This window comes from Mergibacter septicus, assembly GCF_003265225.1.
Taxonomy (GTDB): domain Bacteria; phylum Pseudomonadota; class Gammaproteobacteria; order Enterobacterales; family Pasteurellaceae; genus Mergibacter; species Mergibacter septicus.
This window is the reverse complement of sequence record NZ_CP022013.1, coordinates 807,083-826,963: the sequence shown is the minus strand read 5'-3', so window position 1 is coordinate 826,963 and position 19,881 is coordinate 807,083. Positions and strand designations below refer to the sequence as shown.

Annotated in this window: 15 protein-coding genes; 9 read left to right on the top strand and 6 right to left on the bottom strand. The window is 35.0% G+C overall.

Going from position 1 to position 19,881, the window contains the following annotated elements:
• Positions 1-92: 92 nt before the first annotated feature.
• From glnD to CEP47_RS03930, 5 genes are all read left to right on the top strand, one after another.
• Positions 93-2,765 carry a bifunctional uridylyltransferase/uridylyl-removing protein GlnD gene (gene glnD, locus CEP47_RS03950; RefSeq protein ID WP_261920851.1) on the top strand — a complete coding sequence of 891 codons (2,673 nt, stop codon included), beginning with the start codon at positions 93-95 and terminating at the stop codon, positions 2,763-2,765.
• Positions 2,766-2,884: 119 nt separating this feature from the next.
• Positions 2,885-3,154: a 30S ribosomal protein S15 gene (rpsO, locus tag CEP47_RS03945; protein ID WP_261920852.1), complete on the top strand. Its 270-nt coding sequence runs from the start codon at positions 2,885-2,887 to the stop codon at positions 3,152-3,154.
• Positions 3,155-3,404: 250 nt separating this feature from the next.
• Positions 3,405-4,361, top strand: a complete 957-nt coding sequence (locus CEP47_RS03940) for a bile acid:sodium symporter family protein (protein ID WP_261920853.1) — start codon at positions 3,405-3,407, stop codon at positions 4,359-4,361.
• A 169-nt stretch (positions 4,362-4,530) separates the two neighbouring features.
• The gene (gene ilvC, locus CEP47_RS03935) at positions 4,531-6,006 is read left to right on the top strand and encodes a ketol-acid reductoisomerase (RefSeq protein WP_261920854.1); all 1,476 of its coding nucleotides are present in this window, start codon (positions 4,531-4,533) and stop codon (positions 6,004-6,006) included.
• Between the two features lie 292 nt (positions 6,007-6,298).
• Entirely contained in the window at positions 6,299-6,688 is a 390-nt protein-coding gene (locus CEP47_RS03930) for a DUF4870 family protein (RefSeq protein ID WP_261920855.1), read from the top strand.
• A 78-nt stretch (positions 6,689-6,766) separates the two neighbouring features.
• Here CEP47_RS03930 and serA read toward each other — a convergent pair whose 3' ends face one another.
• Both serA and CEP47_RS03920 read right to left on the bottom strand, forming a co-directional pair.
• On the bottom strand, positions 6,767-7,999 hold the full coding sequence (serA, locus tag CEP47_RS03925; RefSeq protein WP_261920856.1) for a phosphoglycerate dehydrogenase: 1,233 nt from the start codon (positions 7,997-7,999) through the stop codon (positions 6,767-6,769).
• Positions 7,996-8,943 (bottom strand): AraC family transcriptional regulator, encoded by a 948-nt coding sequence (locus CEP47_RS03920; RefSeq protein ID WP_261920857.1) that lies wholly within the window; start codon positions 8,941-8,943, stop codon positions 7,996-7,998. The genes serA and CEP47_RS03920 overlap by 4 nt, the downstream gene beginning before the upstream one ends.
• A gap of 218 nt (positions 8,944-9,161) precedes the next feature.
• On the opposite strand from CEP47_RS03920, the gene dnaE reads away from it, so the two are divergent.
• The 4 genes from dnaE to rpiA all read left to right on the top strand — a co-directional run bounded on the left by dnaE (position 9,162) and on the right by rpiA (position 15,170).
• Positions 9,162-12,641, top strand: coding sequence for a DNA polymerase III subunit alpha (dnaE, locus tag CEP47_RS03915; RefSeq protein WP_265482674.1), 3,480 nt, complete (start codon positions 9,162-9,164; stop codon positions 12,639-12,641).
• Between the two features lie 35 nt (positions 12,642-12,676).
• On the top strand, positions 12,677-13,267 hold the full coding sequence (rdgB, locus tag CEP47_RS03910) for an RdgB/HAM1 family non-canonical purine NTP pyrophosphatase (protein WP_261920858.1): 591 nt from the start codon (positions 12,677-12,679) through the stop codon (positions 13,265-13,267).
• A 4-nt stretch (positions 13,268-13,271) separates the two neighbouring features.
• Positions 13,272-14,414, top strand: a complete 1,143-nt coding sequence (hemW, locus tag CEP47_RS03905) for a radical SAM family heme chaperone HemW (protein WP_261920859.1) — start codon at positions 13,272-13,274, stop codon at positions 14,412-14,414.
• Positions 14,415-14,510: 96 nt separating this feature from the next.
• A complete protein-coding gene (gene rpiA / locus CEP47_RS03900; protein ID WP_261920860.1) occupies positions 14,511-15,170 on the top strand; it encodes a ribose-5-phosphate isomerase RpiA in 660 nt (219 codons plus the stop codon).
• Positions 15,171-15,306: 136 nt separating this feature from the next.
• On the opposite strand, the gene glyS is transcribed toward rpiA, so the two are convergent.
• The 4 genes from glyS to CEP47_RS03880 all read right to left on the bottom strand — a co-directional run bounded on the left by glyS (position 15,307) and on the right by CEP47_RS03880 (position 19,762).
• Entirely contained in the window at positions 15,307-17,373 is a 2,067-nt protein-coding gene (gene glyS, locus CEP47_RS03895) for a glycine--tRNA ligase subunit beta (RefSeq protein ID WP_261920861.1), read from the bottom strand.
• A gap of 146 nt (positions 17,374-17,519) precedes the next feature.
• Complete coding sequence (gene glyQ / locus CEP47_RS03890; RefSeq protein WP_261920862.1) at positions 17,520-18,428, bottom strand: glycine--tRNA ligase subunit alpha; 909 nt, start codon at positions 18,426-18,428, stop codon at positions 17,520-17,522.
• A gap of 181 nt (positions 18,429-18,609) precedes the next feature.
• Positions 18,610-19,092, bottom strand: coding sequence for a DUF4410 domain-containing protein (locus CEP47_RS03885; RefSeq protein ID WP_261920863.1), 483 nt, complete (start codon positions 19,090-19,092; stop codon positions 18,610-18,612).
• A 100-nt stretch (positions 19,093-19,192) separates the two neighbouring features.
• Complete coding sequence (locus tag CEP47_RS03880) at positions 19,193-19,762, bottom strand: opacity family porin (protein WP_261920864.1); 570 nt, start codon at positions 19,760-19,762, stop codon at positions 19,193-19,195.
• Between the last annotated feature and the right edge of the window lie 119 nt (positions 19,763-19,881).

The following is a 19,881-nucleotide window of genomic DNA, read 5'->3' as shown; positions in this document are numbered from 1 at the left end:
TTAATAAATTCTATGAATTTAAATTTACTCTTTGTGGTATAGGAATTATTTTTCCTTGGTTGAATAATTTTTGCTTTATCTAAGGATTAAGAATGAAACAAAAGACATCAATATTTTTAGCTGATCACCCTCTTAGTGTGCAACAAGTAAAGCAAATATTTCAAAACTTAAAGCAAACTGAGTTAGCAGAGTTTCAAACCACAGATATTTATCAATTACTTGCTCGTCGTACCCAATATTATGATCATTTATTAAACCATCTATGGTATCAGTTTAATTTAAATGAAAGTAGTGCAAGCCTAATTGTTGTAGGGGGATATGGACGGCAAGAAATGTTCCCTTTGTCTGATATAGACTTCTTGATTTTATGTGAACAAGAACCTGATCCTAAGTTACAAAAAAAAATAGAAAATTTTGTTCATTTTCTTTGGGATTGTCATTTTGAAATAGGTTGTAGTGTGAGAACTATCGCACAATGTGTAAGTGAAGGAAAAACGGATATCACTATTGCAACTAATCTTTTAGAAGCACGTTTTTTGAATGGAAATTTAACTTTATTTGATACACTAGTACAAACTGTTAGACAAGATGATTTTTGGGATAAGACCGCTTTTGTACAAGCAAAATTAGCCGAAAAAGAGCAACGTTATCAACGTTACCATAATACAGCTTATAATTTAGAACCTGATTTAAAATACAGTCCCGGTGGTTTGCGAGATCTACATCTTTTTTCTTGGATTGCACTACGTTGTTTTAATCTACAAAATTTTGCTCAGTTATTGTCTGCAAAGATTATTTATCCTGAGGAATATCAAGCCTTAGAGCGTTGTCAACGTTTTCTTTTTAGAATACGCTTTGCCTTACATTTATTATTAAAACGTTACGATAACCGTCTATTATTTGATCGACAGTTAGCCATTAGTGAATTATTAGGTTATACAACAGTAACCACAGAACAAAATCGTGCGGTTGAATTGATGATGAAAGAATATTTTCGTCATACCCAAGCCGTTATACAATTAAGTGAAGTCTTGATTTTATATTATCAAGAACATTTTCTTACTCAGCATAATCACGAGATACCACAAAATATTGATCAACATTTTGAATTGATTAATGAGGGGATATCTATCAAGCAGAAAGATCTTTTTGAGAAGAAACCTGAAATTATTTTAGATCTTTTTTCTCATCTTATCACTTTTCCTAATGCTTATATTCATTCCAGTACGTTACGGGCTTTGCGTTTAGCATTATTAAAACAACAGCAATTTTTAGTTGATATTCCGCTTGCACGTGAAAAGTTTATTGCGTTATTTTCCAAACCTAATGTGATCACTCGTGCTATTGTACCAATGCATCGCTACGGTGTATTAGAAGCTTATTTACCACAATGGAAAAATATTGTTGGTTTAATGCAATTTGATCTCTTTCATGAATATAGTGTGGATGAACATACTATTCGCCTTTTATTAAAACTTGAAAAATTTGTTGAAGCAGAAAATGCAGAAATACATCCATTATGCCATCGAGTTTATCCGAGCTTACCAAATAAAAACTTATTGTTATTAGCCGCTTTATTTCATGATATTGCAAAAGGACAAGGTGGTAATCATTCCGAAAATGGAGCAATAGCTGTGTATGATTTTGCGTTGTTACATGGTTTTAGTGAAGGGGAGGCTAAATTGATGGCATGGCTGGTATTAGATCATCTTTTAATGTCAACGATAGCTCAAAGGCGAGATATTCATGACCCGATGGTGGTACAACGCTTTGCCAGTATGGTAAGAACACAACAGCGTTTAGATTATTTAGTTTGTTTAACTGTTGCTGATATTTGTGCGACAAATGCAAAATTATGGAATAGTTGGAAACGGAGTTTAATCACTACTTTATATAAATACACCACACAACAACTAGCTCAAGGAATTAATATTCCTTTAGATAATCGAGTATATGTTTTACAACATCGTTTAAAAGCATTAGAGATACTCCAAACGAAATTAGCTGATGGTGAGATAAAAGTAAGTGATGTGAATGCGTTGTGGCAGGATTGCCCAGATGATTATTTTTTACGTAATACACCAAAACAATTAGCTTGGCATGCACAGGCATTATGCCAAACTATTGAACGTTCTTCCGATCAAAAAGAGGTATTATTAGAACAAACACAATTCCACATTCTAGTTAGTAATCATTTTTCTCGAGGTGCAACTGAAATTTTTATTCATTGTCAGGATCAGCCTAATTTATTTAATAAAGTTGTAAAAACATTAGATGCTAAAAATTTCCTGATTCATAATGCACAAATTATTACTAATCGTTTAGGTGTTGTTTTTGATAGTTTTATCGTAACTGAAGCTAGTGGAGTACCAGCAACGAAAGAAAGAAGACAGCAAATTATGTTGACGCTAAAAGCTGTACTAACGGGGAAACAAGCTGTACCAAAGCAGAGTAGTCGTTGTGATCTCAGATTGCGTCATTTTGATGTACCATTACAAATACGCTTTTTACAAACAGAAAGAAATGATCAAACAGAATTAGAACTCATTACTTTAGATAAACCGGGATTATTGGCTTCAATTAGTGATATTTTTAGCCAACAAAAACTGAATTTGGTTAATGCCCAAATTACGACTAATGGCGAGAAAGTTGAGGATTTTTTTATTTTAACTGATCAATATGGTCAAGCCTTAGATCGCACTCAAATAAGGCAATTACAGTTAAAATTAGAAATGGTATTAGGAAATAGGTATGAGATTAGTTGAATTCTAAGAAGGAATTTGCTTGCAAAGTGAAAGGTTCACTATTACAATGCCGATTCCTTGTCGTAGCTGGATTAGAGATCGGCTAACGATGTATTTTAACTTATAACTAGGAGTTATTTATGTCTCTAAATGCAGAAGCAAAGGCAAAAATTGTTGCTGAATTTGGTCGTGATGCGAAAGATACTGGTTCTTCAGAAGTTCAAATTGCATTATTAACTGCACAAATTAACCATTTACAACAGCACTTTGCTGTACATAAGAAAGACCACCACGGTCGCCGTGGTTTATTACGTATGGTTTCTCGCCGTCGTAAATTATTAGACTACTTAAAACGTACAGATCGTAATCTTTATTTATCTGTTATTGAACGTTTAGGTCTTCGTCGCTAATTTTAAATTTTTAAAATTATCATTAAGGTTCTAATTTTATTTAAAATTGTAACTTAAAAGAAAACGGTCACTAATATTTTATTAGTGACCGTTTTTTATTTTATAAGCCTATATTTTTAACAGATTAGTATAGTTAAATAGGCGATATTAGATAGCAGCAATATATTTTATCAATTATCTTATTATTGCAAAATTTTAATCCTTTGTTAGGATAATTTCTCCTATAAATAAAATTTAATAAGGATAATTTATGCAAACACTGATTAGACTTAATCATTTTTTAAGTAAAACTTTTGCATTCTGGGTACTATTCTTTGCTTTTCTTGCTTATCAATTACCAAGTTTATTTTCTCCATTTTTACACTATATTCCTTATCTTTTAGGGATAGTTATGTTTGGTATGGGGATAACATTAACTTTCAAAGATTTTTCTGAGGTTATAAGAAATCCTAAAGCTGTTTTTATCGGTGTAGTTGCTCAATTTATAGTGATGCCTAGTGTCGCTTTTATTTTAGTAAAAATATTTTCTTTACCGACTGAATTAGCAGTTGGGGTTATTTTAGTAGGATCTTGTCCAGGAGGAACATCTTCAAATGTGATGACTTATTTAGCAAGAGGAAATACCGCATTATCTCTTGCTTGCACAACATTATCGACATTATTAGCACCAATTTTAACACCTTTAGTATTTTATTTATTAGCTAGTCAATGGATTGATATTAATGCCGTAGCGATGTTTGTGTCTGTGCTTAAAATTGTTTTACTGCCAGTTTTTTTGGGATTAATCATTAGAACATTTTTTAAACATAGTGTTGCTAAAATTAGTCAAAGTATGCCTTTAATATCTGTGGTTGCTATCGTTTTAATTCTATCTGCAGTAGTTGCTGTTAGTAAAAATAGAATTATTGACTCTGGTTTAATTATTTTTGCAGTTGTTGTTTTACATAATTGTTTCGGGTATTTAATTGGTTTTTGGATCGCTAAAATACTTAAATTAAATTTATATGACAGTAAGGCAATCTCTTTAGAAGTCGGAATGCAAAATTCTGGTTTAGGTGCGGCACTTGCCACAGCATTTTTCAATCCAGTATCTGCTGTACCTAGTGCTGTATTCAGCTTTTGGCATAATGTTTCAGGACCTATTTTAGCGAATTTTTTTGCTTCAAGAGAAGATAAAAATAATAAAATGAGTAATATAAAAGATTAAATTTATTAACCTATTTGGGTAGTAAAAGATTTTAATCTGATATTTTGATAATTTTCTTGTATGCCTTTATCAATATAAACGATTAATTTATCTTGCTTAAAGTAGATAGATCAATATACTGGAAATCTAGCACTCAACATCTCTAAAAATAAGTAAAGAGGAATTTAATATGTCTAACTATTTCAATACCTTAAATTTACGTCAGCAATTGGCACAATTAGGGCAATGTCGTTTTATGGCTCGTGATGAATTTATTAACGAAGCCAACTATTTGAAAGGAAAAAAAATTGTTATTGTCGGTTGTGGTGCTCAAGGTCTTAATCAAGGACTAAATATGCGAGATAGTGGTTTAGATATCAGCTATGCATTACGTCAAGAAGCGATCGACCAAAAGCGTTCTTCGTATATCCGAGCAACTGAAAATGGTTTTTCGGTTGGTACTTATCAGGAATTAATTCCAAATGCAGATTTAGTTATTAATTTAACACCAGATAAACAACATTCTGCAGTTGTACAAGCTGTAATGCCATTAATGAAAGAAGGTGCAGCTTTAGGTTATTCACACGGATTAAATATTGTTGAGGTTGGTGAAAAAATTCGTAAAGATATTACCGTTGTAATGGTTGCACCAAAATGCCCCGGTACAGAAGTGAGAGAAGAATATAAACGTGGTTTTGGTGTGCCAACATTAGTTGCTGTTCATCCTGAAAATGATCCAAAAAATGAAGGTTGGGAAATTGCAAAAGCTTGGGCAGCAGCTACTGGCGGACATCGAGCAGGTTGTTTAGCTTCTTCTTTTGTTGCTGAAGTAAAATCTGATTTAATGGGAGAACAAACTATCCTTTGTGGTATGTTACAAGCAGGCTCATTGATTTGTTATGATCAGCTGGTGGCAGATGGAAAAGATCCAGCTTATGCTGCGAAACTAGTACAATATGGTTGGGAAACTATTACTGAATCACTTAAACAAGGTGGTATCACTTTAATGATGGATCGCCTTTCCAACAGTGCTAAAATTCGTGCTTTTGAATTAGCAGAACAAATTAAGCAAATGCTAAAACCATTATTTGAAAAACATATGGATGATATTATTAGTGGCGAATTTTCACGTATTATGATGGAAGATTGGGCAAATAATGATATTAAATTGCTTACTTGGCGTGAACAGACGGGGCAAACTGCCTTTGAAAAAGCACCGCAATATGAAGGTAAAATTAAAGAGCAAGATTACTATGATTATGGTGTGCTTATGGTTGCTATGGTAAAAGCAGGTGTTGAATTAGCTTTTGATACAATGGTTGCAACTGGTATTTTGGAAGAATCTGCCTATTACGAATCTTTACATGAATTACCATTAATTGCGAATACAATTGCTCGCAAACGTCTTTATGAAATGAATATTGTCATTTCAGACACCGCTGAATATGGTAACTATCTATTTGCATTTGTGGCAGGACCGATTATGGCAGAAAAATTAGTACCATTATTAGTTCGTGGTGATTTAGGTGAAAAAGTAGAAAGTGAAGTTGATAATATTCAATTAAGAGAGGTTAATGAAGCAATTCGCAACCACCCAATTGAGAAAATAGGTAAAGTATTGCGTGATTATATGAAAGATATGAAACGTATTGCGGTTGCAGGTTAATTCTTTTAATTTTTGAGATAAAACCAAACTTTTTTAAGTTTGGTTTTTTTATTTTAAATTTAAAATTATTTTATTCACTTAAAAATATATTGTAAATTGATTCTAAAGTTTGGGATTAATTAATATTTAATGTTCTTTTGGTTTATTACTATTAAGTAGTACCCAAGTATTGGTAAGTTTTGCTACAATATTATCAGTTGGTATTTTGATTACTTTTGTTGTTATGCCAATTATTTTAAAAGTAAAAATGCGTTAAAGGAATCTTATTTTAAATATTTATTAAGAGGGAAAAATGCAAGATCCTATTATTCCACGTCCTGATAATTCAGGGAAAATGATCATGATAGTGTATTGGTTAAATATTGGTACGATTTTAATTCAGGTTTCAAGTATTATTGGTACGATTTTCATTCAGGTTTTAAGTGTTATTGCTGTGATTATTCCGTATGTTTATCGTGGTAATTTACAAGGAACTTATCTTGAAAGTCATGCAACATATCAAATTCGTACTTTCTGGCTATCTTTATTATATTCCGTTATTTCGGTTTTCTTATGTATTATTTTTATTGGCTATATTCTTTTACTGTTAACTGTTATTTGGTATATCGTGCGTAATGTAAAAGGGCTTATGGCACTTAATAAGGCTGAACCCATCAGAGATAGTCAAACTTGGTTATTTTAATTATTTTCATTTTTGAAGAGAAATATATAAAAGAATAAAAGCTGAAATAAAAAATTTCAGCTTTTATTTTATTGAAAATTAATATAGAACTCTTGCTCGAATAGTACCATCAATTTGCTGGAGTTGTTGTTTTAGTTCAGTGGTATCATCTGTTTCAACATCTACAACAACATAGCCGATAGTTTCATCAGTTTGTAGATATTGTGAGGCAATGTTGATATTTTGGTTAACGAAAAGTTGATTAATTTTATTCAAAATACCCGGGCGATTATGATGAATATGTAATAAACGTTTTGCTCCGCTGTGGCTTGGTAATGAAACTTCGGGGAAATTAACTGCGGATAAGGTTGATCCATTATCAGAATATTTGATGAATTTATTTGCAACTTCAGAGCCGATATTTTCTTGTGCTTCTGCCGTTGAACCACCAATATGAGGTGTGAGAATCACATTATCAAAGGCACGTAAAGGTGATTCAAAACTTTCACCAATTGAGGCAGGTTCTTGTGGAAAAACGTCTATTGCTGCACCACGTAGTTTTCCTTCTTGCAATGCGATAGTTAATGCCTCAATATCTACAACCGTTCCTCTCGCTGCATTGATAAGAATAGCGCCTTTTTTCATTTTGTTGAAACAGTCTGCATTTAATAAGTTTTTAGTCGATGAATTTTCTGGCACATGTAATGAAATAACATCGCTCATGGCTAACAAGTCATCTAAATTAGCTATTTGACGTGCATTTCCCAGTGGTAATTTATTCTCAATATCATAAAAGCAGACTTGCATTCCTAATGATTCCGCAATAACACTTAGTTGTGATCCAATATGACCATATCCAATAATGCCTAAAATTTTGCCACGAGCTTCATTTGAACCTGATGCTGATTTATTCCAAATACCTCGATGAACTTCTGCATTCGCTTTTGGTACGTTACGAATAAGTAATAAGATTTCACCTAACACTAATTCAGCAACTGAACGGGTATTAGAGAAAGGGGCATTAAACACAGGAATACCTTTTGTTTTTGCTGCATTCAGATCAACTTGATTGGTTCCAATACAAAAACAACCAATCGCAATGAGTTTATGGGCGTGTGCTAAAACTTTTTCGGTAAGGTGAGTACGAGAACGGATACCGATAAAATGTACATCTTTAATAATTTCAATTAATTCATCTTCATCTAAAGCTTTTTTATGATATTCAATATTAGTATAACCTGCATTTTGGAGGGTAGTTACCGCACTTTGGTGGACGCCTTCTAATAGAAGAAATTTGATTTTATCTTTATCAAGCGAAACTTTATTGGTCATATCGTATTCCTTAGTAGCTCAGAACGATATTTCCCCGGTGAAATACCATAATATGCTTTGAATGCCTTACTGAAATGAGATTCAGATTGATACCCAATTTCTAATGCAATATTTAACATCGAATGATTATGCAGACTTAACAAAAATTTTGCCTTTTGCATACGTAATTCTGTTAAAAATCTTCCCGGTGAAATACCACTTTTTTGTTTAAAAAGACGAATAAAAGTCGCTCTTGACATTGAACAGATTTCAGCCAGATTTTCCATATTCCAGTTTTTCCCGGGTTCTTGCAACATACCATTTACAGCGTGATACAACCGCTTATCTTGTAAAGCAGCTAAAATCCCTATCGCAATATCTCCCTTTTGCTTTTCAATAAAATCTCGCACTAGGTAAGTGAATAAAACACTTGAAAGGGAATTAATAATAGAAGCTGAGCCTAATCCGTTGGTAGCTTCATTTTGTAATAAAGCTAAAAGCTGAATAACCGTTTTATTCTGTCTTAACACCCAATAATTGGGCAAAATCTCTAATAATGCAGAATGTTGTGTATAATGGAAATACCCACCAAATATCTCAACTTTTCTTCTTTCTTGTGATTTTTGCTGGTCTGTTTTTATCTTATTTCCGATAAAGAGTTGGCTTGGGTTGGCTTGTCGCTGTTGATATTGAGAGGTGATATATTGGCTGGTAGTAGGATTAAAGGTATTTTCTCTGATAATTATCTCGTCTTTTCCATGTGGTAAAAAAAGCACATCACCAGTGGTTAAATGCAACGTTTCTTCCCCTAACGTCACCCAACACTCCCCATCAGAAATAATATGGAAAATACCTCGTTTTAGTTCGGTTGAACCTCCAATCTGCCAATCCTCACACAAACAATCTAATGTTTTAAGCACTCCCTCAATTTGAGCTAGTTGGATTAGCTGATCTAAATAATCCATATTTTCTCCTTTTAAATGTCATTTAAGATCTAAAATTTGAAAATATTCTATACTGATCAACGAAAAAACTGATGATTAATCTAAAAGGTTATGTCTATTTCAATCAATGGTAAATTCTTTATGCTAGCTATTACGCTTTCACAAGGCTTTTATTAGCAGAAAAACAGGAATTTCGTTTATAATAACTGTTTAATAAAAAAATAGGGAAAAGTATCGTTATGTCGCAACCACGTTTTGTTCATCTACGGGTTCACAGTGATTTTTCAATGATCAATGGCATTGCTAAAGTTAAACCATTGATTAAAGCTTGTGCTAATGCGGGTATGCCAGCAATTGGATTAACTGACTTCACCAATTTTTGTGGCTTAGTTAAGTTTTATAGCGAAGCTATCTCAAACGGGATTAAACCAATTATTGGTGCAGATATTCTAATGTATAGTGAACTATGTAAAGAACAAGTTGAACTAACTTTACTCGCTAAAAATGATATTGGTTATAAAAATATCACCCTAATTTTATCAAAAGCGTATCAACAAGGTTATGCAGAACTCCCACTGGTTAATCCAGAATGGTTAGCAGAATATGCCGAAGGAATTATCGTTCTTTCTGGCGGAAAAAATGGGGATATTGGTCAATGTTTATTAAGGAATAATCTTGAACAGGCAAAATTAGCCTTGCAGTTTTATCAAACCCATTTTCCAAATCATTTCTATTTAAGTATCAGCCGTACAGGTCGGAATGAAGAAGAACTGTATCTCAATCATGCGGTTAAATTTGCTGAAATGATGCAAATCCCATTAGTTGCAACCAATGATGTGATGTTCCTTTCTCCTCAAGACTTTGAAGCACACGAAATTCGAGTGGCAATTCATGATGGTTATACCCTAGACGATCCTAAACGCCCAAAACTATATAACCGACAACAATATTTTCGAACAGAAGAAGAAATGTGTCAGCTGTTCGCTGATTTACCTCAAGCTTTAGACAATACCATTGAAATTGCCAAACGCTGTAACGTCAATATACGTTTAGGGGAATATTTCCTGCCTCAATTCCCAACAGGAAGCCTAACCACGGAAGAATTTTTGATTAAAAAATCTCAAGAAGGATTAGAAGAACGTCTGCAATTTCTTTTTCCTGATGAAAAAATCCGTGCAGAACGGCGTCCTATCTATGATCAACGCTTACAAGTAGAACTTGATGTTATCAATCAAATGGGGTTTCCCGGCTACTTTCTGATTGTGATGGAATTTATCCAGTGGTCGAAAGATAACGATATTCCCGTTGGTCCCGGACGTGGTTCAGGTGCGGGGTCGCTAGTCGCTTACGCCTTAAAAATCACTGATTTAGATCCTCTAGAATTTGATCTACTCTTTGAACGCTTTCTTAATCCAGAACGGGTATCTATGCCCGATTTTGATGTTGATTTTTGTATGGATGGGCGAGATCAAGTAATAGATCACGTTGCTGATACTTATGGCCGAGGTGCAGTTTCACAAATTATTACTTTCGGTACCATGGCAGCAAAAGCGGTTATTCGAGATGTTGGGCGAGTACTCGGACACCCTTATGGGTTTGTAGATAGAATAGCAAAATTAATCCCTGCCGACCCGGGTATGACCTTAGAAAAAGCATTTGCCATCGAACCCGCATTGCAACAACTCTATGAAAATGATGAAGAGGTCAAAGCCTTAATTGATATGGCTCGGATCTTAGAGGGCGTAACTCGAAATGCCGGCAAACACGCTGGTGGTGTGGTTATTTCACCAACATTAATTACTGATTTTTCTCCCCTCTATTGCGATAGTGAAGGAAAGCACCCTGTTACACATTTTGATAAAAATGATGTTGAATATGCAGGTTTAGTCAAATTCGACTTCTTAGGCTTACGAACACTGACGATTATCAAATGGGCATTGGAAATGATTAATGCTCGTTTAAGCAAAGAAGGAAAACCGTTAGTAGATATCAATACCATTTCATTAAAAGATGAAGCCTCTTTTGAACTCTTAAAAAAAGCTGAAACTACCGCTGTATTCCAGTTGGAATCTCGTGGTATGAAAGATTTAATTAAACGGCTACAACCTGACTGTTTTGAAGATATTATTGCATTGGTAGCCCTATTTCGACCGGGACCATTACAATCGGGAATGGTAGATAATTTTATCCGCCGTAAACACGGTCAAGAGGAGATCTCTTATCCAGATGCAGAATATCAACATCCCTCTTTAAAACCAATCTTAGACCCTACTTATGGGATCATTCTTTATCAAGAGCAAGTGATGCAAATCGCTCAAGTTTTGGCAGGCTATACACTTGGAGGCGCTGACTTACTTCGCCGAGCAATGGGTAAGAAAAAACCAGAAGAAATGGCGAAACAACGTTCTGTTTTTGAAGCTGGTGCAATTAAAAATGGGGTTGATGGCAACCTTGCAATGAAAATTTTCGATCTTGTAGAAAAATTTGCCGGCTATGGTTTTAACAAATCTCACTCTGCCGCTTATGCTTTGGTTTCATTCCAAACTTTATGGCTGAAGACCCACTATCCAGCCGAATTTATGGCAGCTGTAATGAGTTCCGAAATGGGTAATGTCGATAAAATTGTGGGTTTATACGATGAATGCTTACGTATGGGATTGACTGTTGCTCCACCTGATATTAATACCGGTAAACACCATTTTAGTGTGAATGAAAAAGGCGAGATCGTATATGGAATTGGTGCAATTAAAGGCGTAGGTGAAGGTCCCATTGAAACCATCGTTGCTGCACGAGAAAGTGGTGGTATTTTTAAAGATTTATTCGATCTTTGTGCAAGAGTTGACCTAAAAAAAATTAACCGTCGCACGTTTGAAAATCTCATCAAATCAGGTGCTCTAGATAAATTAGGACCACATCGTGCCGCAATTGCCAAAAACTTAGAAGACGCCTTAAAAGCCTCTGATCAACACGCTAAAGATGAAGCATTGGGGCAAACAGATATGTTTGGTGTTCTAACTGAAGCTCCTGAAGCGGTTGAAATTGCTTATGCTAATACGCCTAAATGGTCTGAAAAAACTATCTTAGATGGTGAACAGGAAACCCTAGGACTTTATTTAAGCAGCCACCCTATCAGTCGCTATTTAAAAGAATTATCTCATTATAGTCCTGTACGCTTAAAGGAGCTCACCCCAACTCCTCGTGGTAAGAATCATTCTACAACTGTCAGTGGTTTGGTGGTAAATAGTCGAATCGCAATCACGAAAAAAGGAAATCGTTTGGGAATTGCAACTTTAGATGATCGCTCAGGTAAATTGGATATTACTCTTTTTTCTGAAGCACTTGAAAAATACGGACATAAATTAGAAAAAGATACGATTATTATCGCCACAGGGCAGGTTTCTGTTGATGATTTTAGTGGTGGGTTACGTATGTTAGTCAGAGAAATCGCAACACTAGATGAAGTACGTAGTCGTTATGCAACAAGTTTGGCGCTTGCCATTCATGAAAATCAAGTAACGCCTGATTTTATTAAACAATTACAGGAGATCCTTCAACCATATAAAAATGGTACATTACCAATCCACCTCTATTATGATAGTACACACGGTCGAGTAAAATTAGACTTTGGCTTAGAGTGGCGAATACAGCCAACTGATGAACTATTAAACGCATTATCCAATATGCTCGGTGAAAACCAAGTAGAACTTGAATTTGATTAATCTCACTTCGTTTATCAATAACATAAAGGAAAACTATGAAACAAAAAATTGTTCTTGCTACTGGTAACCAAGGCAAAGTAAAAGAAATGTCTGACGTTTTAGCTGAATTTGGTTTTGAAGTAATCGCTCAAACGGCATTAGGCATTGAAAGCCCTGAAGAGACAGGCTTAACTTTTGTTGAAAATGCTTTATTAAAAGCACGTTATGCCGCAAAAATCAGTGGCTTACCCGCTATTGCCGATGATTCTGGTTTAGTTGTTACTGCACTGAATGGGGAACCGGGGCTCTATTCATCACGTTATGCTGAAGAAGGAAATGATGCTAAAAATCGTGCTAAATTATTAGAGAAGATGCAAGATGTTCCTCAAGAAAAACGCCAAGCAAAGTTTGTCAGCTGTATCGTTTTTTTACAACACGCAACCGATCCAAGTCCTATTATTGCCGAGGGGGAATGCCTAGGTGAAATTACGTTTATTGAACAAGGCGACAATGGTTTTGGATACGATTCACTTTTCTATTCACCACAAATGGGGGCTACCTTTGCACAAATTAATACCAGTGAGAAAAAGAAAATCTCTCACCGTGCTATGGCATTAAATATCCTTAAACAAAAATTATCCAAATAATATTATGCTTAACCCAATCATCTTACCCCCTCTAAGTTTATATATTCATATTCCTTGGTGTGTACAAAAATGCCCTTACTGTGATTTTAACTCGCATACACTTAAGCATGAAATTCCCGAGCAACACTATATCGATTGCTTACTCACTGATTTAACAGCTGATCTTCACTATGTCCAAGGACGTCCACTACACTCTATTTTCATTGGTGGTGGAACACCTAGTCTTTTTTCTGCCGAAAGTATCCATTCTCTTTTACAGAGGATTGAACAACTTATCCCTTTCAGCCCTAATATTGAAATTACATTAGAAGCAAACCCCGGCACAGCAGAAGCAAGCCGTTTTGTCGGTTATCATCAAGCAGGTGTTAATCGTATCTCAATCGGGATTCAAAGTTTTGATGATCGCAAACTACAACGTCTTGGGCGTATTCATTCAGCAGCAGAAGCTAAACTGGCAGTAAGTTATGCTAAAAATGCACAACTACAAAGCTTTAATTTAGATTTAATGCACAGTTTACCTGATCAAACACCACAACAAGCACTAGAAGATCTACAACAAGCTATTGCACTTTCTCCCCCTCACCTCTCTTGGTATCAACTTACCATAGAACCTAATACTCTCTTTGCATCTCGTCCACCTCAATTACCCGATGATGATCAACTCTGGGAGATCTTTACTCAAGGGCATCAATTATTACTTTCTGCTGGTTATCAACAATATGAAACCTCAGCTTATGCAAAAGCAGAATATCAGTGTCAACATAATCTCAATTACTGGCGATTTGGTGATTATCTTGCAATTGGCTGTGGCGGACACGCTAAAATTAGTTTTCCTGATGGGCGTATCATACGTTACAGTAAAACTAAGCATCCTAAGGGATATTTACAAGGTAACTTTTTATTTGAACAACAGGAAGTAAAAGCGGAAGATCGCCCTTTTGAATTTTTTATGAACCGTTTTCGTTTGCTTGAACCTGTTCCTAAACGACAATTTGAAGCCTTAACTGGCTTATCATTAAATACAGTGAAACCTCAAATCAATTTAGCCATTGAAAAAGGCTATATATTGGATAGTAAAAATCATTGGCAAATTACAGACAAAGGCAAGCTATTTCTTAATGAATTACTTGAGGTTTTCTTAGACTAAAAAGGGTGTAATGCTATCGTTTTTTCAACAAAAGGTGTACACTGCCAAACATTTTCTCCTGCTAAATATCATTTTTCAAGAAAGGAATATCAAATTATGGATCAACTTACAATGAAAAAAGCAGCGGCACAAGCTGCTCTCCAATATGTTAAACCAGATACCATTGTCGGCGTTGGCAGCGGTTCTACCGTAAACTGTTTTATTGAAGCGTTAGGTTCAATGGCTGATCAAATTAAAGGAGCAGTTGCAGCATCGGAACATTCAGCAAAATTATTGCGTCAGTTAGGTATTGAAGTATTTAGCCCTAATGAAGTTTCGAGTTTAGATATTTATATTGACGGTGCAGATGAAATAACACCACATAAAATGATGATTAAAGGCGGTGGTGCTGCTTTAACTCGTGAAAAAATCGTTGCTAATTTAGCGAAAACATTTATCTGTATCGTAGATAGGTCAAAACAAGTTGATATTCTAGGTTCTACTTTTCCTTTACCAGTTGAAGTCATTCCGATGGCTCGCTCTCAAGTTGCTCGTAAATTAGTGAGTTTAGGTGGTTCTCCTGAATACCGTGAAGGTGTGGTAACAGATAATGGCAATGTCATCTTAGATGTACACAATTTTAAAATTCTCAATCCTGTTGAAATGGAAAAAGAGTTAAATAATATTGCAGGCGTTGTTACAAACGGTATTTTTGCACTTCGTCCAGCTAATATCACCATTGTGGGTACACCTCAGGGTGTAGAAATTATTGAATAAACCATACCAGATAATCATATTTTCTCTGTTGTTAAACCAAAACAACAAATCTAATTACGCAGAAATAGTTCGATTCAAAAACAAGAGAATTAGAGAAATAAGCCCCTAATGAAAAATAAGGGGCTGATTGTTGTCATTATTGTAATACGGAAATATCTGCAATTTGTAAGAAAAGTTGACGTAAATTAAATAACAATGCTAAACGATTGTTGCGTAAAGTAGGATCGTCAACATTAACCATTACATTATCAAAGAAATTATCTACTGGTTCACGTAATGTTGCTAATTGCTCTAGTGCAGTTTGATATTCTCCGTTTGCAAATAGAGGTTGTAGTTGCTGTTGTAATGTCGCAACTTGATTAGCAAGGGTAATCTCCGCATTTTCAGTACAAAGTGTTGGATTGATGGCTGATGGTATCTCACTTTCCACTTTGGCTAGAATATTAGAAACACGTTTATTCGCAGCGGCTAAAGCTTGTGCGGCATCTAATTGACGGAAATAGGAAACCGCTTTGACTCTTGCATCAAAATCGGCAGGTTTTGTTGGACGGCGAGTTAATACAGCTTGAATCACATCAACACGATACCCTTCATCTTGATACCAAGCACGGAAACGCCCAAGAATAAAGTCAACAACATCATTCACCACATTTTGATTGGTTAATTTATCTGAATATAGAGTTGCTGCATTTTTTACCAAGAGTTCTAAATCTAAAGGTAATTTTTTCTCAACAATAATCCGTAATACGCCAAGTGCAGCCCGTCTTAAAGCAAACGGATCTTTATCACCTTTCGGATGCTGACCAATACCAAAAATACCTGTTAAGGTATCCAATTTATCTGCTAATGCGACAGAACAAGCGACTAAAGAGTGCGGTAATTGATCACCTGCGAAACGAGGCATATATTGTTCATTTAATGCCACTGCCACTTCTTCATCTTCTCCATCGTGGCGAGCATAGTGCATACCCATTACACCTTGTGTATCAGTAAATTCAAACACCATATTGGTCATTAAATCACATTTGGATAATAAACCTGCACGTTCCGCTTTATTTTTATCTGCGCCTATCTGTTCTGCGATTATCCCACTTAATTTTTCAATACGTTTAGTTTTATCGCCTAAAGTTCCCAACTGTTGTTGGAATAATACGCTTTCTAAGCGAGATAAATGGCTAATTAGAGGCTGTTTTAAATCCGTTTTAAAGAAAAACTCTGCATCACTTAAGCGTGGGCGTACGACTTTTTCGTTTCCTGCAATAATTTTACTTGGATCTTCTGGATTAATATTAGAAACGAAAATAAAGTGCGGTAATAATTTGCCGTTTTTATCGTAAATCGGGAAATATTTTTGATCGCCTTTCATTGTGTAAACCAACGCTTCGGCTGGTACGGCAAGAAAACGTTCTTCAAAAGTTGCCGTAAGTACGTTAGGAAACTCGACTAAAGCAGTCACTTCATCAAGCAGGCTTTCTTCAATATCCGCAATACCACCAAGCTCATTCGCTTTTTGTTGCGAATTTTGCAAAATAATCGCTTTACGCTGTTCAAAATCAGCAATCACACTACCTTTTTGTGCCAAAATCTCAGGGTATTGATCGGCATTGTCAATGCTAAATGCTTGCTCCCCTAAGAAACGGTGCCCACGAATAGTTTTGCCACTGGCGATGCCAAGAATTTCACCTTCAATCAACTCATCACCAAATAACAGGGTTACTGTATGCACGGGACGAACAAATTGCTCGGTTTTATCCCCCCAACGCATTGTTTTGGGAATAGGTAATTTCGCAAGGGCATTGCTGATAATATCAAGCAGAAGATTTTTGGTTGGTTGCCCTTCAATCACTGCACGATGCACTAGCCATTCGCCTTTGTCTGTTTTGAACCGTTCAGCCTGTTCAACACTAATGCCACAACTTTTTGCCCAACCTTCTGCCGCTTTGGTTGGTTTACCTTCCGCATCAAAGGCTGCTGTAATTGCTGGTCCACGCTTTTCCACTTCTTTACTTGGCTGTGCTTCTGCTAGCCCTAATACTTTCACCGCTAAACGGCGTGGGGTAGCAAACCATTTGACTTTATCAAATGCTAGACCCGCTTGATTCAGTTCTTGCTCAACATTGTCCTTAAACGCCACCGCTAATTTTTTCAGAGCCTTCGGTGGTAGCTCTTCAGTACCGATCTCGGCAAGGAAGTTTTTTGTCATTTTGAAATAATCCTATTTAATTTCATCATTCTATTAACAAGTTCTTTTTAAGAATTATATTTAAAATATCTTTTATAGAACTATCCAAGAAATTCATACTTTTTTAACTTAGTAACAAATCTCTTGCTTTAAAAATAAGACTTCACTTATTTCTTACACCCCGGGAAGCCTAATGCTTCACGGCTGGCATAATATGCTTCTGCAACCCCTTTAGTTAAGGCTCGGATACGCAGAATATAGCGTTGGCGTTCAGTAACGGAAATCGCTTTACGTGCATCTAGTAAGTTAAAGCTGTGTGCGGCTTTTAAAATACGTTCATAAGCGGGTAGTGGTAATGGGGTGTCTAGTTCAAGTAATGCTTTTGCTTCTTTTTCATATTGTTCGAAACAGTGGAACAAGAAATCGACATCGGCATATTCAAAATTATAAGTAGATTGTTCTACTTCATTTTGGTGGAATACATCACCATAAGTCGTTTTACCAAGTGGGCCATCAGACCAAACGAGATCGTAAACGCTATCTACCCCTTGAATATACATTGCTAAACGTTCTAAACCATAGGTAATTTCACCAGTTACAGGCTTACATTCTAAACCACCGACTTGTTGGAAGTAGGTAAATTGGGTAACTTCCATACCATTTAACCACACTTCCCAACCAAGTCCCCATGCACCTAAAGTTGGATTTTCCCAGTTATCTTCCACAAAACGGATATCGTGTTGAGTTGGATCAAAACCAAGCATTTTTAATGAACCGAGGTAAAGCTCTTGAATATTATCGGGAGAAGGCTTAATCACTACTTGGAATTGATAATAATGTTGTAAACGATTAGGGTTTTCACCATAACGACCATCTGTTGGACGGCGTGAAGGTTGTACATAAGCACTTGCCATTGGTTCTGGTCCAATTGCTCGTAAACAGGTCATTGGATGGGAAGTTCCTGCTCCGACTTCCATATCTAGAGGTTGAACGATAGTACAACCTTGTTCTGCCCAATAATCTTGAAGTGCAAGGATCATACCTTGAAAAGTTTTTATATTAAATTTTGCTGTCATAGTCTTTTCGAATTTAATAAATAATGAAAGAGAACAAATGGTTGTTATTATAGCTGATTAACAGCATAAAGGCAGTATAAAATCAAAACAAAATGTAGGAATAGTAGAAATAGAGGAGAATGGTGTTGAAACAATCATTATTCCCCTTACTTTTAAGCGGTATTGTAAGAGGAATTTTTAATTATTTGTTTATAAGAATACCTGATTCGTGGATTTTTTTCGCAACATCTTTTGCTGCATTGATAATTGGAATAAGATCATCACCACCAAAAACACCAATACTTAGGGAGGCATCAGTAATAATTGATCCTAGTGCTTTCTTTTGTTTATTCTCTAATGTTGTTTTAATGGTAGCAGTTGCTTTATCAGCACCAAAACCGACAAAATATCTTAAGGCTCGATTTCCTTTATCAAATGTTAGGATTTCATATTTGATACCTAATTGATCGCCAGTTTCATAGCCGTATCCTTTTAATGCAGTATCTAATTCTGTAGAAAAAGTTTTAATTACTTTATCATCAAATTTTTGAATTGAAATATTTTCTAAATAATAGTTTTTATAACGCTTATCAAATGGTTTTAAATTAACTTGGCTATTTTGTGAACTACATGCGGATAAAAATAGACTTAATATTGCAATGAATAAAATAAAATATTTTTTCATATAATTTTCTTAATATAAGGGCTGATTTAAAGAATAATAGTTAGGTTAAATATGATCTAACTATTATTCTTAAAGAAATAAGTAAGGTATCTGAATGAGATTAGAAGTTATAACTTAAGCCTAAGTTAGCACCGAATTGATTAACATCAGAGAATAAGCGGTTGTATTCTAAGCCAGTGTTAATACTCAAATTATTAGTGAGTTTAGTTTGAATACCACCTAATACACCGAAACCTGTACTTGATTTTGAAACATCTACTTCAATCACATTAGTGCTAACATTCATTGAACCGTGATTATAAGAAAGTCTAGTACCGAGATAAGGGGTAAAACGTGTGCTATTAGCAAAATCATAAAAAGCTGAAATACCAAAAGATTTTATTTTTGCGGTGTAATCAACATTAATACCTAATATATTAACTTCACCTTTAATATTAGCGAAATTCGTAAAATCACCAGCTACTCTAAAGCCATTTCCAAAATTGTAACCAACACTAAGACGTTGAGTAAAAGATTTATTTGATAAATTGATTTTCTCTCCATTAATTTCTTCACGATCAGTAGAAACTTCTGAATAACCTAAATCACCTTGTACATAAATATTGCCTTTAGAGGCAAAAGCTGGAATGGCTGATAAAGTTAATAGAGAGGCAATTAATAGTTTTTTCATTAAAAACTCCTTAAAAAATAATATTTATGAAATAGTTTATTTCACTATCTAATTAGATAGTGGAGTCGAATATTACAATATTTACATTCTTATATCAACTTTTTAAGTTGAATTATCAA